18 protein-coding genes and 3 pseudogenes (1 of these 21 running past the window's edge) are annotated in these 24,161 nt (G+C 70.3%); 9 read left to right on the top strand and 12 right to left on the bottom strand.

The window, feature by feature from the left end; translation table 11 throughout:
• Nucleotides 1-11: 11 nt before the first annotated feature.
• Together ALLO2_RS00360 and ALLO2_RS00355 are read right to left on the bottom strand one after the other, a co-directional pair.
• Nucleotides 12-3,281, bottom strand: coding sequence for an adenylate/guanylate cyclase domain-containing protein (locus ALLO2_RS00360; RefSeq protein WP_232234808.1), 3,270 nt, complete (start codon nt 3,279-3,281; stop codon nt 12-14).
• Nucleotides 3,282-3,436: 155 nt separating this feature from the next.
• Nucleotides 3,437-3,772 (bottom strand): ATP-binding cassette domain-containing protein, encoded by a 336-nt coding sequence (locus ALLO2_RS00355; RefSeq protein ID WP_035728989.1) that lies wholly within the window; start codon nt 3,770-3,772, stop codon nt 3,437-3,439.
• A 130-nt stretch (nt 3,773-3,902) separates the two neighbouring features.
• Between ALLO2_RS00355 and ALLO2_RS00350 the strand changes: the two genes are divergently transcribed.
• Together ALLO2_RS00350 and ALLO2_RS00345 are read left to right on the top strand one after the other, a co-directional pair.
• Nucleotides 3,903-4,529 (top strand): nitroreductase, encoded by a 627-nt coding sequence (locus tag ALLO2_RS00350; RefSeq protein ID WP_035728987.1) that lies wholly within the window; start codon nt 3,903-3,905, stop codon nt 4,527-4,529.
• Between the two features lie 173 nt (nt 4,530-4,702).
• Nucleotides 4,703-5,239, top strand: a complete 537-nt coding sequence (locus ALLO2_RS00345; RefSeq protein WP_049760795.1) for a hypothetical protein — start codon at nt 4,703-4,705, stop codon at nt 5,237-5,239.
• Nucleotides 5,240-5,273: 34 nt separating this feature from the next.
• On the opposite strand, the pseudogene ALLO2_RS00340 reads toward ALLO2_RS00345, so the two are convergent.
• Nucleotides 5,274-8,618, bottom strand: a pseudogene (locus tag ALLO2_RS00340) (patatin-like protein).
• A 194-nt stretch (nt 8,619-8,812) separates the two neighbouring features.
• On the opposite strand from ALLO2_RS00340, the gene ALLO2_RS00335 reads away from it, so the two are divergent.
• Nucleotides 8,813-10,657, top strand: coding sequence for an acyl-CoA dehydrogenase (locus ALLO2_RS00335; RefSeq protein ID WP_035728985.1), 1,845 nt, complete (start codon nt 8,813-8,815; stop codon nt 10,655-10,657).
• 63 nt (nt 10,658-10,720) lie between these two features.
• Entirely contained in the window at nt 10,721-11,107 is a 387-nt protein-coding gene (locus tag ALLO2_RS00330) for a hypothetical protein (RefSeq protein WP_232234807.1), read from the top strand.
• Between the two features lie 121 nt (nt 11,108-11,228).
• On the opposite strand, the gene ALLO2_RS00325 is transcribed toward ALLO2_RS00330, so the two are convergent.
• The 4 genes and pseudogenes from ALLO2_RS00325 to pdhA all read right to left on the bottom strand — a co-directional run bounded on the left by ALLO2_RS00325 (nt 11,229) and on the right by pdhA (nt 15,350).
• Nucleotides 11,229-11,465, bottom strand: coding sequence for a hypothetical protein (locus ALLO2_RS00325; RefSeq protein WP_011434531.1), 237 nt, complete (start codon nt 11,463-11,465; stop codon nt 11,229-11,231).
• Nucleotides 11,466-11,595: 130 nt separating this feature from the next.
• A pseudogene (locus tag ALLO2_RS00320) lies at nt 11,596-13,040 on the bottom strand (dihydrolipoamide acetyltransferase family protein).
• Between the two features lie 52 nt (nt 13,041-13,092).
• Nucleotides 13,093-14,154: an alpha-ketoacid dehydrogenase subunit beta gene (locus tag ALLO2_RS00315; RefSeq protein ID WP_011434533.1), complete on the bottom strand. Its 1,062-nt coding sequence runs from the start codon at nt 14,152-14,154 to the stop codon at nt 13,093-13,095.
• The gene (pdhA, locus tag ALLO2_RS00310) at nt 14,151-15,350 is read right to left on the bottom strand and encodes a pyruvate dehydrogenase (acetyl-transferring) E1 component subunit alpha (RefSeq protein WP_035729263.1); all 1,200 of its coding nucleotides are present in this window, start codon (nt 15,348-15,350) and stop codon (nt 14,151-14,153) included. The genes ALLO2_RS00315 and pdhA overlap by 4 nt, the downstream gene beginning before the upstream one ends.
• Nucleotides 15,351-15,476: 126 nt before the next feature.
• On the opposite strand from pdhA, the gene ALLO2_RS00305 reads away from it, so the two are divergent.
• Together ALLO2_RS00305 and ALLO2_RS00300 are read left to right on the top strand one after the other, a co-directional pair.
• Nucleotides 15,477-16,388, top strand: coding sequence for an LLM class F420-dependent oxidoreductase (locus tag ALLO2_RS00305; protein WP_011434535.1), 912 nt, complete (start codon nt 15,477-15,479; stop codon nt 16,386-16,388).
• 222 nt (nt 16,389-16,610) lie between these two features.
• Nucleotides 16,611-17,723 (top strand): CapA family protein, encoded by a 1,113-nt coding sequence (locus ALLO2_RS00300; protein WP_232234805.1) that lies wholly within the window; start codon nt 16,611-16,613, stop codon nt 17,721-17,723.
• Between the two features lie 58 nt (nt 17,724-17,781).
• On the opposite strand, the gene ALLO2_RS00295 is transcribed toward ALLO2_RS00300, so the two are convergent.
• A complete protein-coding gene (locus ALLO2_RS00295) occupies nt 17,782-18,291 on the bottom strand; it encodes a Fur family transcriptional regulator (protein ID WP_369807835.1) in 510 nt (169 codons plus the stop codon).
• Between the two features lie 274 nt (nt 18,292-18,565).
• Between ALLO2_RS00295 and ALLO2_RS27995 the strand changes: the two genes are divergently transcribed.
• Both ALLO2_RS27995 and ALLO2_RS00290 read left to right on the top strand, forming a co-directional pair.
• Complete coding sequence (locus tag ALLO2_RS27995; RefSeq protein ID WP_023840601.1) at nt 18,566-18,661, top strand: hypothetical protein; 96 nt, start codon at nt 18,566-18,568, stop codon at nt 18,659-18,661.
• Nucleotides 18,662-18,751: 90 nt separating this feature from the next.
• Nucleotides 18,752-19,456, top strand: coding sequence for a hypothetical protein (locus ALLO2_RS00290; RefSeq protein ID WP_023840602.1), 705 nt, complete (start codon nt 18,752-18,754; stop codon nt 19,454-19,456).
• Here ALLO2_RS00290 and ALLO2_RS00285 read toward each other — a convergent pair.
• The gene (locus ALLO2_RS00285) at nt 19,398-21,029 is read right to left on the bottom strand and encodes a hypothetical protein (RefSeq protein WP_232234804.1); all 1,632 of its coding nucleotides are present in this window, start codon (nt 21,027-21,029) and stop codon (nt 19,398-19,400) included. The two genes, ALLO2_RS00290 and ALLO2_RS00285, sit on opposite strands and share 59 nt — an antisense overlap.
• Before the next feature lie 61 nt (nt 21,030-21,090).
• Nucleotides 21,091-22,338, bottom strand: a complete 1,248-nt coding sequence (locus ALLO2_RS00280) for a pyridoxal phosphate-dependent aminotransferase (protein WP_035728984.1) — start codon at nt 22,336-22,338, stop codon at nt 21,091-21,093.
• A 640-nt stretch (nt 22,339-22,978) separates the two neighbouring features.
• Between ALLO2_RS00280 and ALLO2_RS00270 the strand changes: the two genes are divergently transcribed.
• Nucleotides 22,979-23,314 (top strand): type II toxin-antitoxin system VapB family antitoxin, encoded by a 336-nt coding sequence (locus ALLO2_RS00270; protein WP_035729259.1) that lies wholly within the window; start codon nt 22,979-22,981, stop codon nt 23,312-23,314.
• Here ALLO2_RS00270 and ALLO2_RS00265 read toward each other — a convergent pair.
• Both ALLO2_RS00265 and ALLO2_RS23780 read right to left on the bottom strand, forming a co-directional pair.
• A complete protein-coding gene (locus tag ALLO2_RS00265) occupies nt 23,293-23,649 on the bottom strand; it encodes a hypothetical protein (RefSeq protein ID WP_023840606.1) in 357 nt (118 codons plus the stop codon). The two genes, ALLO2_RS00270 and ALLO2_RS00265, sit on opposite strands and share 22 nt — an antisense overlap.
• Before the next feature lie 122 nt (nt 23,650-23,771).
• Nucleotides 23,772-24,161, bottom strand: a pseudogene (locus tag ALLO2_RS23780) (DUF222 domain-containing protein) (it continues 951 nt past the right edge of the window).

Below are 24,161 nucleotides of genomic sequence, written 5' to 3'. Positions count from 1 at the left end.
GCGGACCCCCGCTAGCCAGTTCCTGGCGAGGGGTCTCCCGTCCCTGCTGAGGGGTCTCCCGTCCCTGGTGGGGGGCCTCCGGTTCCCGGCGGGGGACCGTCGAGCGCGTCGAACAGCCGGCGGCCGAGGTTTGCCGCGGCGACGTTGCCCCGGTGCAGATACCGGGTGATGCCAGCCTCCAGGCTCTCGGCGGCGTCGTCCTTGCGGCCGGCCCGGTAGAGAACCTCGGCGCGGGACAGCAGCGCATGTCCCTGGCCGTCGACGTCGTCGGTGCGGCTGGCGAGATCGACGGCGGTGTCGGCGAACCGGAGGGCCTCGGCATCGCGGCCGCGCAGCGCCAGGAGCTTCGCGTGGACCCCGCACCATCCGGCCTGGGCCGGTAGCTGGTCGGCGGCGGCGGCGTCCCGACACCGGGTGACATACTTGCCCGCGTCGTCAACCTTGCCGAGCCGGACGAGAACGTCGGCGAGTGCCGCGGCCCGGTTGGCCAGGAACGCGCGTTCCCCCATCCGGGACAGCTGCCGGCAGCTTCGCCGCAGCTCCCGCTCGGCGACTGCCAGCTCGNCGGCGAGCNGCNCCNCCCGGGCCACGACGAACCCGCCATGAAAGGGGTCGGTCCGCGGGGCGCGCAGGTCGTGAACGATCTCCTCGGTCGCCTTGAGATGGATCCGCGCGCCCTCCAGATCCCCCGACATGGCGGTGAGGACCGCGAGCTGGGCGAGCACGGCCCGACGCAGAGCCCGGTCGTCGCCGGCGGCGTCGAGGGCCTCGTTCGCCCGGGTGATCCCGACGGCGACCGGCCGGGGCCCCCAACTCATGAGCATGGTGAGCTCGCGGCGCAGCGACTGCGCGGCCCGGGGCACGCCGGACTCCTCCGCGTGCCGGACGGCGTTCTCCATCGCCCGCTCGGCCGCGGCGAACTGCCCGGCCGCCAGGTAGGCATTGGCCTGGCTACGGCAGGCGAGCGCCGCGCCGACCTCGTCGCCGGCCTGCACGAAGTTGGTCAGGCACACCGCGGCTTCGGTCAGCGTCCTGGCGACCAGGCCCTCCGGATCGGTGGAGAACAGCACCCGCAGGTACGCGAGCCGGGCGTGGGCCCGCAGGCCCTCCTCCCCGGCGCGCCGGGCCCGCTCGGTCACCTGGCGCAGGATGCGCTCGGCGTCGGAGAGCCGGCCGAACGAGTACAGCGCCCAGCCGAGGTCGATCTCGGCCCGTAGCCGCAGTGGGTCCGTCTCGGGCAGCAGGGTGATGGCCCGCTTGAGCAGCTGGGCCGCGCCGGTCTCGTCGCCCTGGCGCACCCGGTCCGCCGCCTCGATCAGACAGGTCGCCGCGGATCGGCCCAGCTCGATCGTCTCGGTGTCGCGCTGCCCGATCTCCACCCGGTAACGAAACGCCTGCTCCAGATGGTAGCCGACCAGTTCGTCGTGCTCACCGGGGCCACCCTCCAGCCGGGTCTGCAGCCACTGGGCGAACCGCTGGTGCAGATCGGCGCGCTGCCGTTTGGCGGTGGACTGGTAGGCGCAGTCGCGCAGCAGCACGTGCAGGAACCGAAACGCCTCGACGCCGGGCAGGTCGGACCGGTCCGGATGCACCAGTTCCTTGCGGACCAGGCTCAGACAGTGGGCGGCGACCATCGGCTGTTCGCTCGGGTCCGACAGGTCGATGACAGCGTCGAGGTAGAAGCGTTCCCCCACGATGGCGGCGCGTTCAAGGACCCGCCGTTCGGGCGGGTCGAGCCGGTCGAGCCGGGCCGCGAGCAGGGACGAGATGGTCGGCGGCACCGTCACATTGCGCAGGCTGCCGGTGGCGATCCACCGGCTGCCCTCCCGGCGCAGCAGGCCGTCGTCGACGAGGGCCGCCACCATCTGCTCGACGAACAGTGGGTTGCCGGCCGCGGAGGTAGTGATCCGGGAGACGAGGGCCGGGTCGAGGTCGTCGGAGCCCATCAGGGTGCGGATCAGGCGCTGGCAGCGCGCCTCGGTCAGCGGCGCCAGCAGCATCGAGGTGGCGTTGAGCTTGCCGCCNCCCCAGTCCCGCCGCTCCTCCAGCAGTTCCGGGCGGGCCAGGCACAGCAGCATGATGGGGGCGTCGCGGGACCAGTCGGCGATGTTCTCCAGCAGGTCGAGCAGGGTCGGCTCGGCCCAGTGCACGTCGTCGAACCACAGGATCAGCGGGCGTCGGGCCGCCAGCGCCTGGAAGAAGGACCGGACGGCCCAGAAGCTTTCCTGCGGACCGAGTTCCGCGCCGCCCAGCCCCACCAGGGGCGCGAGCGCCTCGACGATCTCCGCCGCCTGGGTGACACCGTCGAGCAGTTCCCGCAGCCGACGCCGCCCGTCCGGGGCGCTCTCGTCAGCGGACAGACCAGTGGCCTGGCGCACCATCTCCATCAGCGGCCAGTAGGCGATGCCCTCGCCGTAGGACAGGCAACGCCCGGTGAGCACGGTCGCCCGGTTCGCCATGGCCGCGCAGAACTCGCCGACCATCCGGGACTTGCCGATGCCCGCCGGGCCCAGCACGGTGAACAGGTGGCAGGTGCGTTCCTCGACCACGGCCTCGAAGGCGTCCTGCAGCCGGCGGCGTTCCCGGTTACGCCCGATGACCGGGGCGGTGAAGCCGTGGGTCGGGGCCCGGCTGCCGGGACCCGCGGTCGGGTCTACCAGCCCGATCAACCGGTGCACCCGCAGCGGGTCGCGCTTGCCCTGGACGACCAGGGGGCCGAGCGGGCTTACCGTGACGCTGTGCCGGATGAAGCGGTAGGTGGTGTCCCCGATGAGGATCTCGTCGGGGGGAGCGGCGTGTTCCAGCCGGGAGGCGACGTTCACCGGATCGCCGGTGACGCCACCGCCTGCGACGGTCACCTCGCCGGTGTTGATCCCGATCCGCACCCGCAGTTTCAGGCCCCACTCGCGCTGCAGGTCGGCATTGAGCGCCTCCATCGCCGCCCGGATGTCGAGGGCGGCGCGAACCGCGCGCAGCGCGTCGTCCTCGTGCAGCACGGGAATGCCGAAGACGGCGAAGACGGCGTCGCCGATGAACTTCTCGACCGATCCGCCGTGGGTGTAGATCACTTCACGGACGGTGGTGAAGAACCGCCACATGACCTGCTGCAGCGGTTCGGAGTCGATTCTCTCGCCGATGTCGGTGGACCCGGTGATGTCCACGAACATGATCGTCACGGTCTTCCGGGCGCCGCTCCCCGGGGTGGGAAGGGGGTTCCCACATCCGGAGCAGAAGCGGGCCCGCTCGTGGTTGTCCTCCGCGCATGTCGGGCACGGCACCATGTGCCGGATGGTAGGCCGATCGCGACCCGATGCGGTGGGGGATGCGCGTACCCGACGCGCCTGAGGTGACCCATCCCACGCCGGTGCCACCGCCGGGTCCCGGCCGGGACGGCGCGACCCGGACGGCTCATCCGCCGGCGGCCAGCCTGGCGCGGTCATGACGGCAGCTCCCGCCGCACCGCGAGGAGCGCCGCCACCTGGGCCAACACTCCCCAGCCGACTACTCTCCAGCCGGCCGCGTTCACCTCGACCGCCCCGCAGCCACCGAAGACCAGCACACTGCCGGAACCAGGGGTGACCAGACTCAGCAGGATGCGCAGCGTCGTTGTCTTGCCGGAGCCGTTCGGCCGCAGAAAACCGGTGATGTTCCCTTCCCGCACCGTGAANCTCACGTCCCGGACGGCGCGCTGGGACCCGTATCGCTTGGCCAGATGGTCTATTTCAACGACGGCGGTGACGAGAGCCTCCCGGCGGAGGTCCGAGCGGGGCAATATCTACGGTAACCTGTCACCGTTCCAGATCCACCGGCGGCTGTCACCGCTGGCTGGGTCGCGGTCGCCGGCCGGGAGATCGGTACTTCCCGCGGGGGCTCCCCGAACCGCGATCCCCCGAGGAGTTTTCATGGACGCTCTCGCCTGCCTGATGACGCGCCGCACAGCGACCCGGCTCGTCGAACCCGGTCCGACGGTGGAGCAGATTATGATCATGCTTGGCGCCGCCACCACGGCGCCGGATCACAAGATGCTGCGGCCCTGGCGCTTCGTGGTTGTGCGGAGCGATGCCCGCGCCACCCTGGCTGCGGCGATCAAGCGGGCCGCCGAGGCCCTCGGCGGGNTGCCCGAGCCGGTCATCCGCAAGACCGCGGGCAAGGCCACCCGTTCCCCGGCGCTCATCGCCGTCGTCGCATCCCGTGTCGGTTCGAAGGTTCCGGTCGCCGAGCAGGACGCCTCGGCCGCGGCAGCGGCGCAGAACATCTGCCTGGCCGCGCACGCGCTCGGCGTCGCCTCGGCCTGGAAGTCGGTGCCGATGCAGGACAGCGCCGAGGTCCGGGGGGCGTTCGGGCTGACGTCGGACGAGGTGCTGGTCGGCTGGGTGGAGCTCGGGACCCAGGCGGACACCGCGCCGCTGCCGGCGCGGCCCGCCGTTCGGCTGGCCCAGGTCGCGACGGAGATGGAGGTCGACGGGACGCTGGTTCCCGTGGCGGCGGACGATCGGATCTCCCAGTTCGGGCAAGTGACCACGGTGTGAGCGGCAGGTTACCTAAGCTGGAACACAGGTCTTGAGATCGGGCGGCCTGGACCGGGGTATGACTCCGGCTCCCGAGGTGCGACGGGAGGTACGCCGTGTATGGCGGTCTTCGAGGCCGTGGCGGTCTTCGAGGCCGTGGTGGTCTTCGAGGCCGTGGCCGTCTCGGCCTGACCGTGGCCGGAGGGCTGCTGCTCGCGCTGGTCGTCGGATGCTCGGAGCCGGGGTCGAGTGGGTCCGGCGGCTCGGTCGCCCGGCCGGGCTCGGTGGTCACGCCGAGTGCGTCGTCTCAGGACCCGGGCGGCCCGGGCGCGCTCGGGACCTCCGCCGCGGCTGCGACGCCTGACGTCTCACGGGCGCCGGGCCCCTCCGGAACCTCCGCCGCCCCGGACGGTGTCGCGTCACTGCCGGTGCCGACTCCGCGAGCATCCTCCGTCTTCGTCGGAGAGGCCTGTTCCCCCGCCGAGGACACCTCGCCCGCGACCGCCGTCAACGGCCTTGTGCTGTTCTGCGCGCCCGTCGGCGGGACCGGCCCGGCCGGCATCGGTCGATGGTCCACGGAGCCGCCCGCCCCGGCTCCCGTGGTTCGGCCGGATGAGGGCGGGAACTGCGACCCCGAGGACGTCGGGCGCATCGTCCAGGACTCCGCCGGCCGCCCGGTGTCCTGCCTTCGGGACCCGACGGGCACCCTGACCTGGTCCGACATCTCCTGAACTACGTCGCCACGTCGCCACGTCGCCGGGATGATCAGCCGTTGCGGCGGGCCCGGCGGGNGGNGNGGGNCTCGGCGNCGGNCCAGAGAGCCGGCAGCACCAGGGCTCCGAAGACGGTCGCCCATGCCCACGGATGATCGGCCAGGTAGGGCACGACATCGTCGTGTAGCCAGGGGAAGAGCCGGTCATGGATCACCGGAACGACACCGGCCGCCGCGAACACCGCGATGAGCCCCGCTCCCACGACCGCCAGTCCTCCGGGCAGGTGCCGCCAGCCGGTAAGTCCGATCATCAGCAGGCCGATCAGGCCGACGACGATCCCCAGGCCGCCGACGATGCCCGAACCGGTCAGCCCGCCGGCCGTGCCGAGGCCGACCAGCGCTGTTCCCACCGCGATCGTCATCCGCCGCCGGCCGTGCGTGACATCCCGGATCATCTCGAAGGCGAGACGGGTGACGGTCCGGGCGAGGAACGCGACCGGCCGCAGGGGCCGTGGCAGCCGGCGGGTCGATGTGGCCCAGGCGACGACCACGGCCACGATCTGGGCCAGGGCGGTCACCAGAACCGGGCCCTGCGCCGCGTCGGTGATGCGCTCGTCCGAGACGCGGCAGGCCTCGAGTACCTTGTCCACCGCTCGCGGGGGCAGCGCGCCGGGCGTGACGGGGACGCCGCTGAGCCCGGGTGGCCGGGGCGGTCGGCGCGCCAGAGCCGAACTGTCGACGCCGGCAGGCCGGTGGGCACCGGTCTGTCCCGCGGCGATCCTGGCGGCCACGGCCGCGGCCAGCGAGATGACCTCGGCGCCGCGCGGCTCGTCCAGGTTCGGGGAGCCTGTCCCTTCCGGTACCGCCGAGGCCCCCGGTCCGGTCGTCGTCCCGGGCCGGCTCGGTTCCACGGTCAGGGCCCGGTCGACGGCGGCGAGGAAGTCGGCGGTGGGCCGCGGATCGACCCCGGCCTTGTTGTCGCGCCGCACCGCCTCGGCGACCCCCACCAGCTCCTTGGCCGCGATGTCCCGTTGGATGCCGGCGGCGACCCAGGTCGCCGTGACCGGAAGGTTCGGCGGCACGGGGGCGTCCGGATCGGTCAGAAAGCCAAGCTCGTCGAGTACCTCCCGCGGCGCCGGGATGCCGGCCACCTCGGTGAGATCGTCGACCAGATCCACCAGCCAGCCCCGGCGGGCCAGCGCCGCGGCGTGGGCGTGACCGGCGGGGNCGGCGGNGTCCCGGCGGATCACGAGCCGGCGTGGATCCAGCATGATCCGGACCAGCCAGCCCGCACCGTCCAGCCGTCCCCACATCCAGTCGTTGGCCCGCCACGAGGACTTCGCGAAGGCGCCGAAGTTTCCCAGCTGCAGGCCTGTGACCTTCTCCTCGGCCAGTGCGCGGGCGGGATCGAGGCGGTTCGGTAGATCCGCGCTGATCTGGACGAGCTCAACCGGTTGGTCGAGGACCGCGGCGCCGGTGCTTCGTTCGACCAGGTGCACGTCGAGCACGGCGATCAGGGCGTCCGCGGGAGTCGACGGGAGGTACCCGACGAAGTCCGCGAGGGTCCGGGCCGCCACCGCCCGGCGCTGGCCGACGCTGAGACCCTCGGGCCTGGTCTCTGGTCCCGCCGGAGGCCGGGCCGCGGGGGACCGCCGGTCCACGAGATCGGTGAGCTCGGTCCGCAGGGTCTCGATCATCCGCTCCAGGGAGCGCCAGGCCCGGGTGAGCTCGTCCTGCCCCGCGTCGCCCTCCGGGTCGGTCCGCAACCAGCGGCGGGCAGCCTCGGCGATGACGTCGAGCAGCGGTGCCCCGGCCATCGCACCGAGGGTCTCGCTGACCGTCGTGAAGACGCCGGGCCGCAGGGCCGCGGTGGCTGTGGTGGCGGTGGTGTCGGTGTTCCGGATGGTGGCGTGCGATGCGCCGTGCACGGCCGCCGCGAGCCGGGCAAGTCGGATCCGGTCCGCCGGCTCGGGGGAGAGGACGTACCCTTCGTTGATCATGTTGATCAGTAGACCCTTGGCGGCGTCGAGCGCGGGTCGGCCCAGCCGCCACAGGTCGGCGAGGTCGGCCGTGGTCGGCAGCCGGTCGGGAAGCATCTGGATCACGGCGTTGACCGCGGCGTTCGTCATCCGGGCGGGTCCGGCCGCGTCGGTGCGCAGCGCTTCGGTGTCCGGGGGACGGGGCAGATCGAACCGACCACCGAGGACGCGCAGCAGCGCCTCGATCACCGGTGGGGCGATCTCCTCTGCCAGGCTGCGGCGGTAGGCGTCATAGACGCTCTCGTCCGCTAATCGGGGACCACCGGCCGGGGCGAGGCGCAGCAGCCGTCGCCGGTTCGCCCGCGTACCGCGTACGGCGCTGTTGTGGTCGCGCAGCGTCGCCAGATCTGTACCGATCGACTGGTTCAGCGCCGCGCCGAGCACCTGGAGAAGGGTGGGGATCACCGTGGGTGGCACAGGCAGGGCGGGCGGTGTGGACGTCCTGGTTGGTGCCGCCGGATTCGTTGGTGCCGCCGGATTCGTCGGTACCGGCATCCGCGGCGAGGGCACGACGTAGGCGAGCACGCGACGGACNTGGCGTTCGGCGGGCCGGTCGAAGATGGCCGCCAGCGCCGGTCCGATCGGGCGGTTGACCAGGATCCCGCCGTCCGATGCGTGGAATCCGTGGGAGGCGTTGACGTAGCGGGCCATGTCCGGGTGCGCGGCGTCGACGGCGTGCCCCACCGGCACGTAGGCCGGCTCGAAGGCGCCCGGAAAGGCGGAACTGGCCCGTGCGGCCAGGGCGAGACGGGGGACCGCGCCAGGGTCGGTCAGGTCCTGCGTGCCGAAGGCGAACAGGCCCCGGTGGTCGACGTCGTACATGGTGCCGCCGAGTGAGTCGGCGTGCTCGGCGACCTCGCCGCGCAGGATCGTCGTAGTGATGAAGACCGATGTCGGGCGGTCCATGCCGGCTCGGTCCATGCCGGCTCGGGCCGTCTCCCCCACCGCTGTCAAGGCGGTGTGCAGCGCGGGCAGCACGGCGGTGTCCCCGTGCAGCAGCGAGGGATACGTCTTCTCGTGGGGGGTGCGCATGAGCGCGTCAAACGAGCCGAGGGACAGCCACAGGTCCCGCAGCGGGGTGAGATCGGCGTGGTGGGTGTTCGCGTAGCCCAGCATGGCGGCGTTGATGCCACCGGCCGAGGTGCCGGCGAGTACGTCCACACTGACCTCGACGTCGAGGATGGTCGCCAGCCGGGCGTAACGGGCAGCGACGGCGGCGTCCGCGTCGTCGGCCCGGTCACGGTCCGGGCTGGTCGCAAGGTTGATCTCGGTGGCGACCCCGCCCATCCAGACGGCGAGGCTCGCGCCACCGGTCATGACGACCGCGAGCCGTACCTCCTGGGTGGCCGGGTCGCGCATGAGTGGCAAGAGTAGACGTGCCCGGCCCCGGGCCTTCCCCGTTTGTCGGAGAAAAGTTGGATCGCGACGACTTCTTCCCAGCCGCCACTCTTGTCAACGGGTTACTCGTGAGTAGCATGGGAACAACGTACTCACGAGTAGCTAGCCGGCATCGGCCGATCACGGTGTCCGGCGGTCCCGGGAAGGAGCCGTTGATGGGCCACTACCGGAGCAATCTGCGAGACATCGAGTTCAACCTGTTCGAGGTGTTCGGGGTCGATCGCACGCTCGGCACCGGTCCCTTCGGGGAGATGGACGCCGAGACCGCGCGCGAGGTGCTGGCCGAGCTCGATCACCTCGCCTCCGGACCCGTTGCCGAGTCCTTCACCGACGCCGACCGTCATCCACCGACCCTGGATCCGGCGACCGGGTCGGTGACCCTGCCGGAGTCGTTCAAGAAGTCCTACCAGGCCGTTCTGGACGGTGAGTGGTGGCGGCTCTACCTTCCGCCGCACCTGGGTGGGCTGGGTGCGTCTCCGACCGTCGCGTGGGCGGCCTCGGAGCTGCTGCTCGGAGCGAACCCGGCCATCTTCATGTACATGGCCGGGCCGACGTTCGCGGCGATCCTGCACCGGCTCGGCAACGAATGGCAGCGCCAGCTCGCCGAGTTCGCCATCGAACGGCACTGGGGCGCGACGATGGTGCTCACCGAGCCGGACGCGGGTTCCGACGTCGGGGCCGGTCGTACCAGGGCGATCGAGCAGCCCGACGGCACCTGGCACATCGAGGGCGTGAAGCGGTTCATCACCAACGGGGACTGGGATGTCCCGGAGAACATCATCCACCTCGTGCTCGCCCGGCCGGAGGGGCACGGCCCGGGGAGTAAGGGCCTGTCGATGTTCGTGGTGCCGAAGTTCATGCCCGATCCGCGGACCGGCACGCCCGGCGCCCGTAACGGCGTCTACGTGACGAACATCGAGAAGAAGATGGGCCTGAAGGTCTCCGCCACCTGCGAGCTGCGGTTCGGTGAGCGGGCGCCGGCGGTCGGTTGGCTGGTCGGTGACGTCCACNAGGGCATCGCCCAGATGTTCCAGGTGATCGAGTACGCCCGGATGATGGTGGGCAGCAAGGCCATCGCCACGCTGTCCACCGGATATCTCAACGCGCTCGAGTTCGCCCGCACCCGCGTCCAGGGTGCGGACCTGGCCCGCGCGTCGGACAAGACGGCACCGCGTGTCACGATCATTCATCACCCGGATGTCCGCCGGATGCTGATGATGCAGAAGGTGTATGCGGAGGGCATGCGTTCACTGGTGCTCTACACCGCGACGTTCCAGGACCGGGTTGCGCTGGCCGGCGAGCGGGGGGAGGCCGACGAGCTCGCCGAACGCATCAACGACCTGCTGCTCCCGATCGTCAAGGGGGTCGGCTCCGAACGGTCCTACGAGCTGCTCGCCTCTTCACTGCAGATCCTCGGTGGTTCCGGGTACCTGCAGGACTATCCGATCGAGCAGTACATCCGCGATGCCAAGATCGACACTCTCTACGAGGGCACCACGTCGATCCAGGGCCAGGACCTGTTTTTCCGGAAAATCGTCCGGGACCAGGGGCAGGCGCTGGCCTCCGTGCTGGGCGAGATCCAGACGTTCGTGAAGGGCGAGGCCGGCAACGGCGCGCTGCGGGCGGAGCGGGAGGCGCTGGGGGTGGCCCTTGAGGACGTCCAGAGCATGGTGAATTCGCTGGTCGGGTTCCTCACCGGCGCCGCCGAGGAGGCCGCCGCGATCTACAAGGTCGGCCTGAATACGACGAGGCTGCTGATGAGCCTCGGTGACCTGATCATCGGATGGCTGCTCCTGCGCGGCGCCGAGGTAGCCCTGCGGACCCAGGATTCTCCGGCGTCCGCCGGGGCCCGGCCCGCTCGGGACGCCGCCTTTTACCAGGGCAAGGTGGCCGCCGCGCGCTGGTTCGCGGCCAATGTGCTACCGGAGTTGACGGCGCGCCGGGTAGCGCTGGAGTCCACCGGCCTCGGGCTCATGGAACTGCCGGAGGAGGCGTTCTGATGTTGCCGCGGCGGGGTTGCGTTCTTGCCGCGGAAGGGNATATGGACCGGTATGGGAATCCCGTTGAGTCTTTTACTCTTGGCCCTCGGCGCCATCCTCGCCTTCGCGGTCCGCTCCGAACCGTCCGGGCTCGACATCACGGCCGTGGGCATCATCCTGATGTGCGTCAGCGCCATTGGGCTCGGCCTCACCCTGTACCGCGACCAGTGGCGCAGGAAGATCGTCGAAGAGTCGGTCGAGAACGGCGTGCCCGCGCCCAGACCGCTCGATGACGGCATCATCGTNGACCCGTCCGCTCCGTTCGAGGCCCCGCACCGGCGCGAGCTGGGACTGACCCCCGAGGAGGATCGTCGGCTGAACCCCTCACGCCATCCGGAGGCGACCTACGGTGACGGGCAGCCGGCCATCCACGTGCACGTCGAAGGGGACCACCCCCTGTCGCCGCACTGAACCGTGCTCGTTCACCGGTCCGCCTGCCCACCGCCCGGTCCGGTTCCCTGGACGGTCCGTGGGGACGGACCAGGGAACCCGGCCGGGCGCTCGTCCGCGGGGGCGAGCCGGGATGGTCGGTTCAGGAGGTGCGTAGCGGCGGGAACGCCTGATCGAGCTCGTTGCGCATGTCCCGCTTGAGGATGTCGTCGGCGTCCGAGGAGGACTGACCCTCGAGCAGAAACCGAGCCACTCGTAGGGTGAGGTCGACCCGCTCAGCCAGGTTGAGCGTGCCGGTGAACCGGCCGCTGGAGTTGGCGGAGGTCAGAACCTTGGCGACGAACTCGTCCGCGGCCTGCAGTGCCTCCACTCGCGTCATGGTTCCACCTCTTTGTGCCGGAAGCCGGTCAGAGGCGCAACCGTACCAGGGAGCGGAATCTGGGCCGTTGTGTGCCCCTCTTGCGTGCAGTGTGCCCGTTTGTGGCCAACTGGTGGATCCGATGAGTCGATCAGGACCAGGCGAGTGCCACCGTGGGATCGGTGATGACGGCACCCACGTCGGCGAGGACCGCGGAGCCCAGCGCGCCGTCGACGATGCGATGGTCGAACGAGAGTGCCAGCTGTACCACCGTACGCACGGTGAGCTGGCCCTCGTGCACCCAGGGCATCGGTCGGATCGAGCCGAGGGCGAGGATCGCCGCTTCGCCCGGGTTCAGGATCGGGGTGCCGATGTCGACGCCGAGGACGCCGACGTTGGTGATGGTGATCGTGCCGCCGCGCAGATCCGCGGGGCTGAGCCGGTCCGCCCTCGCCGCGGTGGTGAGGCCGGCCAGGGCGTGAGCCAGCCCGACGACGTCGAGCCGGCCGGCATCCGGGATGGTGGGCACGACGAGCCCACGCGGGCCCGCCACGGCGATGCCGAGGTTCACCCGGTCGTACACATGTATCTCCGGCCGGCCACCGTTCTCCGGCCGGCCACCGTTCTCCGGCCGGCCACCGCCCGCGTCCTCGACCCAGGATGAGTTGATCATCGGATGTCGGCGAACGGCGATGAGCAGGGCTCTGGCGACGAACAGCAATGGGGTGATCTTGATCCCGGTGAACTCCGGCAGCGCCGCGATCCGGTCCCGGGCGGCCATCGTCGCCGTCGCGTCGACGGTGAGGAACTCGGTGACATGCGGGGCAGCCGAGACGCTGGCGACCATCGCCTGCGCCATCGACCGCCGGATGCCGGTGACAGGCACGTGCCAGGTACGCGTCTCGGCGGAGAAGGTGGCCCCGGCGGGGATGACGCCGATCGGCGGGGCATCGCGCGTGGGCGGCGCCGCGAGGGGCGCGGTACGGGCGGCGGCACGCACCGCGGCCTCGACGTCGGCCCGGCTGATCGTGCCGTCCGGGCCGGTGCCGGCGAGGGATGCGAGGTCGACACCGAGGTCACGGGCGAGCTTGCGGACCGGCGGTTTGGCGAGCACCGGACCGGCTGTGTGGACCGGACCGGCTGNACCGGACCGGCTGTGTGGACCGGACCGGCTGGCGTAGGTGGTCGTCGAGGGCGGCGCCGGCGGCTCTCGGCCGTCCTCGGTCCATAGCCCACGAGGACGGGGGTGCGCTCGATGCTGCCAGCGTCCCGGGATGTCGGCAGGCTGTTCGCACCCGTCCCGTTCCCACCCGTCCCGTCGGCGTTGGTGTCGGTGTCGACGTAGGTGTCGGTGTCGGCGGTCTGGATGGTCAGCAGGGGTGCGCCGACCGCGAGGGTCGTTCCCTCGGCGCCGTGGGTCTCGACCAGGATCCCGGCGAACGGGCTGGGGACCTCGACGACCGCCTTCGCGGTCTCGACCTCGACGAGGGGCTGGTTCACCGTGACGGTGTCCCCGACCTGGGCAAGCCACCGGACGATGTCCGCCTCGGTCAGACCTTCGCCGAGGTCAGGGAGCCGGAACTGTCGCTGCGTCACGGTAACCCCAGTCAGATAGCCGGTTGGTCGGTCCTCATGCTTCTCAGTACGCTCAGTACGCGAAAGAACGGTCCACGGCGTCGAGGATGCGGTCGACGTCGGGGAGGTAGTGATCTTCGAGGCGGGCCGGGGGATACGGGGTGTCGAAGCCGGTGACCCGCAGGACCGGCGCCTCCAGGGAGTAGAACGCCCGCTCCGTCACCCGCGCGGCGACCTCGGCCGACACCGAGACGTTGGACGGTGCCTCATGGACCACGACCAGCCGGCCGGTCCGGCGTACCGAGTCGAGCACGGGTTCCAGGTCCAGGGGTGAGAGCGTCCGCAGGTCGATGACCTCCAGCGACCGGCTGTCGTCCGCCGCGCTGATCTCGGCGGCGTCGAGGCAGGTCCGTACGGTGGGGCCATAGCCGACGAGGGTCGCGTCCGTGCCGGTGCGCACGACCCGGCTGGCGTGCAGCTGGGTGAGCTCGCCCGCGGGCAGTTCGGCGAGGGGGCGCGGGTCGACCACGCCCTTCTCCCAGTACCGCCGTTTCGGTTCGAGGAAGATCACCGGATCGTCGGACCGGATGGCCTGCTGGATCATGTGATGGGCGTCGACCGGGTTCGAGCAGGCGACAACCTTCAGGCCGGCGGTGTGACAGAAGTACGCTTCCGGCGACTCACTGTGATGCTCGACGGCGCCGATCCCGCCGCCGAAGGGGATGCGGATCGTCACCGGCAGCCGGATCCGGCCGGCCGACCGGTAGTGCAGCTTCGCGAGCTGGCTGACGATCTGGTCGAACGCGGGATAGACGAACCCGTCGAACTGGATCTCACAGACCGGCCGGTAACCGCGCATGGCCAGCCCGATCGCCGTGCCGACGATCGCCGACTCGGCCAGCGGGGTGTCGATGACCCGGGCCTCGCCGAACTCCTGTTGCAGCCCGTCGGTCACCCGGAAGACCCCGCCGAGCTTGCCGACGTCCTCCCCCATGATCAAAACCTTGGGATCGGCTGCCATCGCCGAACGCAGCCCGAGGTTCAACGCCTTGGCCATGGTGACCGGGGCGCGGGCAACCCGCTCACCGACCTCGTCGGAGCGCTGCTCCCCGGCGACGACGGCCCCGCTGGTCACCGGTTCCCCTCGGGTACGCCCATCTCGTCCTCCACGCCGGGCCCCTCCACGTCGAACATGGCCGCCAACGCCGATCGCTGGGCCGTCACGAGTTCATTCTCAGCCACCTGCACATGGTCGAACAGGCTGGCCGGGATCGGATCCGGCAGCGCGACGCACTGCGCGCGCAGCTCGTGCGCGAAGGAGTCCGCCTCGATGGCCAGCTGCCGCAGACTCTCCTCGGTGAGCAGGCCCCGCGCCGTCAGGTAGGCGCGCATCCGGTCCAACGGATCACGCCGACGCCACATGTCCAGTTCACCCTTCGGACGGTAGCGGCTGGGATCGTCTGCCGTGGTGTGTGGATTCATCCGGTAGGTCACGGCCTCCACCAGCACCGGACCACGCCCGGCANGCGCGGTCGCCAGGGCCCACCGGGTCACCGCGAGACACGCCAGCACGTCGTTGCCGTCCACCCGCACGCCCGGGAAACCGAAGCCCGCGGCCCGGTGGACGATCTCGATCCGGCTCTGGCGCCGGGCAGGTGCCGAGATGGCCCACTGGTTGTTCTGGCAGAAGAACACCAGCGGGGCGGCGAACACGCTCGCCCATCCGAACGCCTCGCTGACATCGCCCTCGCTTGACGCCCCGTCACCGAAGTACGCAATGGCCGCGTCGTTGGTGCCGTCCCGGGCGATTCCCATCGCGTAGCCGGTGGCATGCAGTGCCTGCGAGCCCACGACGATCGAGTAGAGGGCGCACCCGTGGGTGCCCGGATCCCAGCCACCGAGCGTCGTGCCGCGATAGATCGCCAGGATTTCCCTCGGCCTGACTCCCCGGCACCAGGCCACCCCGTGTTCCCGGTACGACGGGAACACCATGTCGCCGGGCCTCAGCGCCCGGCCGGATCCGACTTGGGCCGCCTCCTGGCCCCGCAGGCTCGCCCACAGCCCCAGCTCGCCCTGGCGCTGCAGGCTGGTCGCCTCCTCATCGAACCGGCGGATGAACACCATGTCCCGATACAGCCCGTACAGGTCGTCGTCGGTCAGGTCGGCGATCTGGGCGGCCAGATCGACGGCTGTCCGGGGCGGGTCCGCTCCCGCGGCGTCCACCCCGCCGGCGCGGGCTCTGGAGGGATCGGGTCCCGGCGCGTCGGGTCCGGCTGCCGTCGTCGTGGACGCGGTGGTGATCCGGTGGCCGGTCGGGGTGAGCAGCTGCATGAGCTCCGTCACACTTGCCAACGATAGACCTTGGACGGACAGTGGCAACCGGATCCGGCGGTCCCGCCGTGACGAGTGACCATCGTTCCTGCTCGGTACGGTTGCGCGGTGACGAGTGCGCAGCACATGAGCCGCCCGCCGGCCCGGCGTGAGATCGGCAAGGTGGGGATCTGGAGTGGCCAGTTCGACTTCTCCCCGGCCGCGGTCGTCCGGGAGGCGGTCGCGGAACTCGACGATCTCGGTTATCCGACGTTGTGGACCGGTGAGGTCAAGGGGCGCGAGGTGCTGGTCACCGCCGCTCTGGCGCTCGCGGCCACCTCCCGGATGACGATCGCGACCGGGATCGCGCAGATCCTCGCCCGTAACCCGCTCACCATGACCGCCGGTCAGCTGGCCCTCGCCGAGGCGTACCCGGACCGGTTCCTGCTCGGGCTCGGGGTGTCCCACGCCGAGCTGATGCACATCCGGGGCGCCTCCTACACGCGCCCACTCGCCCAGATGGCGGCGTACCTNGACGAGATGGACCGGATGGCGGTCGAGCAGTACCGGGCCGTGCCACCGCCCGGTGTCCCGCCACGGGTGCTCGCCGCGCTCGGTCCGAAGATGCTCGGCCTCGCCCGGGACCGGGCCGACGGCGCCCACACCTATTTCGTGCCACCCGAGCACACCGCTGCCGCCCGGGACATCCTTGGGCCCGGCAAGCTGCTCGTCCCCGAGCAGGCGTTCGTCTTGCACACCGATCCGGAACAGGCCCGTGAGCTCGCCCGCCGGCACACCGGGTCCTATCTTCGGCTGCCGAACTACACGACGAACCTGCGGCGCTTCGGGTTCGACGACGACGATCTCGCCGGCTCGGGCTCGGACCGCCTGGTCGACACGATCGTCCCCTGGGGGGACGCGGACGTCCTGCTCGGGCGGATCAAGGAGCATCTCGACGCCGGGGCCGATCAGGTGGCCGTGCAGGTGCTTGACTTCGACCGCCGTGGGCTGCCGCGTCGGCAGTGGCGCGAACTGGCACCGGTGCTGTCGGCACTCTGACCTCGGACGGACCACGGCGGTCGAGTTCGGGATCATGGGAACGGTCGGGACGCGGCCGGTTTGCGAGTGGCTCGTCGTGGCGCGGTCGTCACGGAGGGGGNGCCTGGGGNGGAGCGGGGNGCAGTCAGCCGGCGTGTTCGGCGTGTTCGGCGTGTTCGGCGTGTTCGGTGCAGACGCGGGCGCACGGCCGTCGCCGGTGGCGTCGCCGTCATCGTCGGATTCATGTTCGTGGCCTGCGCCGTGCCCTACGGCGAGGACCATCCGAGGCCGACGCCGACGACTCATGCCGATGGTGCCCCCGTCACCACCGGTCCCTCCGCCTCAGCCGCGGCCACCGGGGGAGCCGGGGGAGCCGGGGGAGCCGCCCCCGTCGGTGACGGCCCGCGGCGGCCGACGGGGCAGCCGGTCACCATCGCCTTCGGCGGCGACATCCACTTCGCGGGTGCTCCCGGTCAGCGGCTCGCCGCCGATCCGCGGACGGCGATCGGACCCATGTCGGCGGCCCTGAGCGCGGCCGATCTTGCGATCGCGAACCTGGAGACGGCGGTGACGGACCGTGGCACCGCGGCCCAGAAGGCGTATGTGTTCCGGGCTTCGCCCACCGCGTTCACCGCGGTACGGGCGGCCGGCATCGACGTTGTCACGATGGCCAACAACCACGGCATGGACTACGGCATCGAAGGCCTGCAGGATTCGCTGCGTTACGCTCGGGAGGCGCACTTCCCGCTCGTCGGCATCGGCGTGGACGACACCGCCGCGTACGCCCCGTACACGACGACGGTCAAGGGGCAGCGTATCGCCGTCCTCGNGGCCACCCAGGTGCTCGACGACGAGTTGATCGCGGCCTGGACGGCGGGTCCGCACAAGCCCGGCCTGGCATCGGCCAAGGAGGTCGATCGGCTGGTGCGAGCCGTGCGGGCCGTGCGGGCCGCGGCGGACACGGTCATCGTCTTCCTGCACTGGGGGACCGAGCAGCAGCAGTGCCCCAACGAGGCACAGCGCGCCCTGCTCCCCCGGCTGGCGGCCGCGGGCGCGGACGTCGTCATCGGGAGCCACGCCCACGTTCTGTTGGGCGCTGGATGGAACTCCGATGGAGTGTACGTCGGCTACGGGTTGGGGAACTTCGTGTTCTATTCCTCCGGCGCCGGCCGGAACACCGAGTCCGGGGTGCTGGAACTGACCGTCGCCGGCCGGGCGGTCACGGCCGCCGCCTGGCTACCCGCCCGGATCGTGGGGGGCATCCCCCAGCCGGTGACCGGTGCCGCGGGAGCCCGGGCCCTGGCGAGTTGGAACGCTCTGCGCGCCTGCACCGGCCTCTCGGCGACGGCACCCTGACCGACGGCTGCGCGCACTGTGCTCCGCCGCGCGCACTGTGCTCCGCCGGGAACCTCGCTCAGGTGGCTGGTCGGGCCGCGCAGATGGTGCAGGTGCCGTAGATCTCCACGGTGTGCACGACGTCGACGAATCCCTCGGCGTTGGCGACCTTGGCGGTCCACGCCTCGATCTCCGGTCCGGCGATCTCCACCGTCCGGCCGCAGGAGCGGCAGACAAGGTGATGGTGATGGTCGTCGGAGGCACAGCGCCGGTAGACCGTCTCACCGTCGTCCCGGCGGATCATGTCGACCTCGCCGCGGTCGGCCAGCACCTGCAGATGGCGGTACACTGTCGTGAGCCCGACCGCGGCGCCCTGCGCCCGTAGCCGGGCGTGCAGATCCTGGGCGCTGGTAAAGGCGTCGGTCTCGGCAAGCGCGGCGGAGACGGCGTCGCCCTGCCGGGTGGCACGCACGGCCGTCCCCCGGCTCGGCGCCGGACGGCGCTCCACCGTCTCATCCCGATGGTTGCAGGGGTCGCGGGCCGGCCGGCCCGCGCCGGCCGACCTGGTGTCGTTCCCCGCGGTGCTCACGTTGCTCCCTTCGCCGCCGTTCAGGCTGTCTGGTCGGTTCAGTCTGTTGCCGGAGGCGCCCTTACCGTCCGTGCCTCTCATCCCGACTGTGCCGTCCGTCCCGCCCGGGGTGCGCGCCAGCCGTGGGGTCGGCTCGGACCCATGAGCTTCTTGGGGTGTACGGGCCACGTTCTCACTTTCTCATCTCCTCGTCGCGCTGGGCGTGCCTGTCGATGGGAATGGGCACGCGTCCGTTTGTCATTATTGAAAATGGTTTTCATCTCGGAGGCGCTGGGTGTGGCACGACTCCGCCGGTGGCGAGCAGTACCGGCGTTTCGTCTCGATCGGAGCGCAGGTGCTCAACCAGAAACCCGAACTCGCCAACTGCTGACGGCCGCACGCTGACGGTCGCACCCACCGATGATCTGCAACACTCCGAGGCATAACCTTCGCCCAGAGTAGATCCAGGACGGAGGGATGCATGGCGGGGCGTAGCGGCCGACCTGGGTGGTTGCGGGAACCGGATCCGCTCCAGAACCCCCTCGGTAGTCGGCTCGCCATCCTCGGCGCGATCGTGTTGGTGATCGGCGGGGGAGCGGCGACCCTGGCGGGCGGTGCGGATCCGGCGTCCGGGCTGCCCACGTCCACCGCTGGCGATTCTGTGTCCACCGCGAACGATTCTGTGTCCACCGCTGGCGATTCTGTGTCCACCGCGAACGATTCTGTGTCCACCGCTGGCGATTCTGTGTCCACCGCTGGCGATTCTGTGTCCACCGCGAACGACTCTGCCGAGCTGGCCTCCTGGTACCACGGCAGCGAGGGTCTGCGGGCCCGGGTCGCCACGGACGTCGCGGCGGCCCGGGCGTATCTGGCCGCCCAGGACGGCGCTTCCCTGCAGCCCGTCTGTGTCTCCCTCGGCACCGACACGCAGGCGGCGCTGACCGCGCCGGTGCCGCCGACCGTGGCCGCGCAGGCGCGGTTCGATGCCGGCGGCAGGGACTACGCCGCCGCTGCGGCGTCCTGCAAGCAGCTCTTCGATGGCACCCGGATCCAGGTCGGCGTGCTGCAGCAGCGCATCGCGGCGTCGTTGGCGGACGGTGACCGGGAATGGGGGGCACTGGCCGCTCTCATCGGACAGCCGATGGCGACCGCGAGTCCCCCCGCGGCGTCGGGGCGCAGCGGGTGAGGCCGTGCAGGGTGCCGGTGAGCGGAAAGGTCCGGATCTCTTGCTCACACCATCCGGCCTGCCGCAGGGACGCGAGTTCGGCGGCCGTGCCCCGGAGGTCGTAGGCGAGGATGAACAGCAGGATCCGGTTCGGCGGTTGCGGGCGGCTGCGGATCGCGCTGTCCGCGCCGTCCGCGCCGTCCTTCCCGATCACGCTCAGGAAGGTCGTCGCCGATCGGGGTACCCGGGGCCCGACCGGCGGTTCCCCGGACGATGCGTCGTCGCTGAGGTCCATGGCGTAGAGCCAGCCCGCCCGTGCCAGTCGGCCGCCGACGATGACGAGATCGCCCGCCCGATACTCGGCGCGGGCGGCGATCGTCGCGTCGACCATGGCCTCGATCGGACGGGGATCGTGGCGTTCGTCCCATAGCGTGACGGTCCCGCCGACCGCGCAGACCGGCATCACCGCCAGCGCGATCAGGCCGACGGCCGCGGGAAGCCGCGCCGGCCCAACCAGCCTGGCTGTCTGGGCCGTGCGGGCCAGGTCGGCGACGCCGACCGCGACGATGATGGCGAGCAACGGAACCAGAAACAGGTTGGTCCGACAGGCCCCGAAGGGCCAGTAGCGTCCGGCGCTGGCCGCGAGTTGGAGCAGTTCGGCGCCGACCAAGGCGACGATAAGGATCATCCCGTCGGGGCGCCGGCGCAGTACCCGGACTCCGAGCGCCAGCGCAACCGCCGTGGCCGTCCCGACGAGCAGCGTCGGGAGGCGATGCCCCTCGAGGAGGGAGTGCACCAGATTGGGGTCATAACGGTCGATCCCGGGCGGGACGCCACCGAGAATCGCGCCGGTCTGTTCGAGCGTGAACCGCAGGCCGCCNAGGATCCCTCGACCGGCGAGGAAGTGATCGTCCCAGAAATGGCTCGCCCGTTGGCTGGACTGGTGCGCCACAAAGATCATCATGTGGGTGCCGGTCAGGAGGAGGGCGGGGCCCACCCGTCCGGCGGTGCGCACCACGGTGCGTCGGGGCACCGCGCGGACCAGGTCGTAGCCAGCGAGGGGAACCAGCAGAAACACCGCTGGCAGCGACAGCAGCGCCAGCGCCCCGGCCGCGGTCCGGCGTGGGAGCGTGGCCTGTCCCGTCCACAGCGCGACCACCGCGAGGGTGACCACCGCATCGAGGACGTAGGGCTTGAGCTGCGTGCCGGTGTCGACGACGGTGCCGGCGAGGGCGGTCGTCACCGTGGCGGCCACGGCCGGTACCCGGCCGGTGAACCGCCGCGCGAGCAGGAAGCCGCCCGTAGCGAGAAGCGGTAGCCAGATTCCCGCTCCGACGAGCCGGAGCGACCAGCTGTGCCAGCCGAGGATGGTCCCGGTCAGCCGGGTCAGTGCCAGTGAGCCGACCGAGGACGGGGTGTTGGCCGCCGTCAGCTCCGACCAGAACGTCGGCCACGGTTCCCCCGCGAAGTGCGGGCGCCACAGCTCGTCGTACCAGAGCGGACGATCGATCCGGGCTCGCAGCGCGATCTGCACCCCGATCGTGGCGGCGACCAGTAGACCCACGAGCAGGACGTCGCCATGCCGTTTTTCCACAGGTTGTCCACAGGACACTGGCGTCCTGTGGACAACCTCCCCGATGGTGTCGATTGCTCCGTCAGTTCCGTCGTTGGGAGGGGCACTGTTGTTGGGAGGGGCGTTTGTAGGAGGCCAGGAAGCGATCGATCCGGCCGATGGCGTCCGTGAGATCGTCCACCGCGGGCAGGGTCACGATCCGGACATGGTCGGGATGCGGCCAGTTGAAGCCGCTGCCCTGGACGAGCAGGATCTTCTCGGCCAACAGCAGATCGAGGACGAAGCGCTCGTCGTCCCGGATCGGGTAGACGGCGGGGTCCAGCCGGGGGAAGGCGTACAGCGCCCCCCGCGGCGGGACGCACGACACCCCGGGGATGTCGTTGAGGAGCTTCACGACCGTGTCTCGTTGTTCGCGCAGCCGGCCGCCGGGCAGGACGAGGTCCCCTGCGCCGCCGTCCTCCGTGAGGGCGGCGACCGTGGCGAACTGCCCGGGCGCGTTGGCGCACAGGCGCATGTTCGCGAGGATGTTCACTCCCTCGATGTAGCTCGAGGCGTGGCCGCGCGGACCGGACATCACCATCCNCCCGGCCCGGAACCCGGCCAGCCGATAGGACTTCGACAGCCCGTTGAAGGTCATGCAGACCAGGTCCGGCGCGAGCGCTGCGGTCGCGATGTGCTCGGCGTCCTCGTAGAGGATCCGGTCGTAGATCTCATCGGACAGCAGCATCAGGTGGTGGCGGCGGGCGACCTCGACGATGTTCTCCAGCACCTGCCGGTCGTAGACGGCACCAGTCGGGNTGTTCGGGTTGATGACGACGATCGCTCGTGTCCGCGGGGTGACCTTGGCGGCGATGTCGTCGAGGTCGGGCGCCCAGCCGGCGGACTCGTCGCAGAGGTAGTGCACGGGCCGGCCACCGCACAGGCTGACCACGGCCGTCCACAGTGGATAGTCGGGCGCGGGGAGCAGCACCTCGTCGCCGTTGTTGAGCAACGCCTGCAACGACATCATGATCAGTTCGGAGACGCCGTTGCCGAGGTAGACCCCGCCGGGGTCGATGCCGGTGACCCCCTTGCGGAGGTGATAGCGCACGACCGCTTCCCGGGCGGCGAGTAGTCCCTTGGAGTCGCTGTAACCCTGTGCATCCGCAAGGTTTGCCACGACGGCCTCGAGTACCTCCGGCGGTGCGGAGAAGCCGAACNGCGCGGGATTGCCGATGTTCAGCTTGAGGATGCGCGACCCCGCAGCTTCCAGCCGGGTCGCTTCGTCGAGGACAGGCCCACGGACGTCGTAGCAGACGTCGGCGAGCTTGTCGGACTGGGTGAACTCCATCTGCCCAGGGTAGGTGGGCTGTCCAGCGGATTTTCGACCGGTCGGCGGCGTGCCGGCGAGTTCACCCCGAGGGAGTGACTCCGAACTCGACGGTTGCGTGCTCGTCCGGCCTGATCGGCTGATCCCTGTCCGGTCACCGAGAGCCGTGCCGCTCCTTGGCACGAAGATTGACGATATTCGCCTTGAGATNGATCGTATCGATGAGACCGATCTTGACCTGTGATGGAGCTGGAGTCACCTGCACTCCGGTCACCTGCACTCCGGCAATCTTGTCACCGGTCGCCGCAGGTTTCCCGTGCCGGGCAAGCTGCGGCATCTGGTGAGATCAGGTGAATACGCACTGATCAGATCCGGTTCGGCAAGCGCACACGTGGAGAGGTCGATGCGTCGACCGGCGTCTGGAGGCGGGNAGAGCACGACGTCGTCCATGGAATCTCCTTGGCATCAGGTTAAGCTTACTTAAGTCATGCCTGGCTGTGAGATCGGGAGAAGGGGTGCCAGCTGGGGGCATCTGACCTGCAGCCGTGGTCCGGGTGTCCACGCGGCTCGATGCTGCGGGGCCACCGGGGTCTTATAGGAGGGGCGGGGATTCTAGGCTGTCGTGGTCGGAGAATGTCTCGCCCTCGAGGAGGAGGTGCCGGTGATCTTCAGATTGGTCGGAGACGGTCGCCCGTACCCCGAGCACGGCCTTGGCCAGCGGGACTGGGCGGCCATTCCCCCTCGCCAGGTTCGGCTTGACCAGCTCGTCACCACCAAGCGAGTGCTCGCACTCGATGTTCTCCTCGATGAGGACTCGACCTTCTACGGTGACCTCTTCCCTCACGTCGTCGAGTGGGACGGAGCCCTCTACCTGGAGGATGGCCTGCACCGTGCTGTACGGGCCGCGCTGCAGCAGCGCACGTCCATACACGCCCGCGTCTACGTTCTGACCGGCCCGGCCCTGACCGGTCCGGCTCAGTCGTCGGCGGCGCGGTAGATGACGAAGACGTCCTTGCCGACCCTGGCGAAGAGGTAGCGCGGACAGTCTGATGTCGGACGGTACGCCATGATCGGGCGGAACACCGGTGACCGCCTGACCTCCTTGAGGCTGCCACCTGCCATCTGGCGTGCACGGCTTCCTGCGATGTCCAGCTCGTCTGAACGCTTGTACCATCCGCCGCAGTAGCGGATCTCGTCCGGTCGTGATGTCCACGCGGGGGTGCGGAAGAACCACATCAGATACACCGTCCGCATCAGCAGCACAAGCAGCAGGATGATGAACAGGGCTCGGATGAAGTTCCCAGCTCGTCCGGGCGCGAGGATGGGGCTCACAAGGTTGGGAGCCTACGGGCATCCCGTTCGTAGCTGAGCATCGGCTCTCGTGTCCCCCCCCCATCGGGTCGCGGTACGCCGAGGCAGACATTTGGATCATGTCCATACCCCCTGGGGGTAATTCAGGCTACTCGTCTTGTCGGGACGGTCTCAGCTGGCGCGGCTGAGGTGTTATCGCTGAGGAGCTCCAACAGATCCGGACCCAGATGCAGCCGTGGCGCCTGCTGCATCAGCGTTCCGTCACGATGGCGGGCGACAATCGAACCGTCGCGTCCGCGCTNCAGAACAATCCGCCTTTCATGAATAGTCCGATGATGAAGGGAGCAGATCAGAACGAGATTATCAAGATCTGTATTTCCGCCTCCGGATGCCCATTCCTTCATATGATGTACCTGGAGCCAGCGGGTATGATGGCAGCCCGGATACTGGCATACCCCTCGGTCGCGTGCATAAATTGCTAGCCGCAATCTCGTGGTTGGGTTTCGGCGGGTGCGACCCAGCATGAGAGGGNT

This window comes from Frankia sp. Allo2, from assembly GCF_000733325.1.
GTDB classification, from domain to species: domain Bacteria; phylum Actinomycetota; class Actinomycetes; order Frankiales; family Frankiaceae; genus Frankia; species Frankia casuarinae.
The sequence above is the reverse complement of the archived record's forward strand: the minus strand, read 5'-3'. Positions and strand labels throughout refer to the sequence as shown.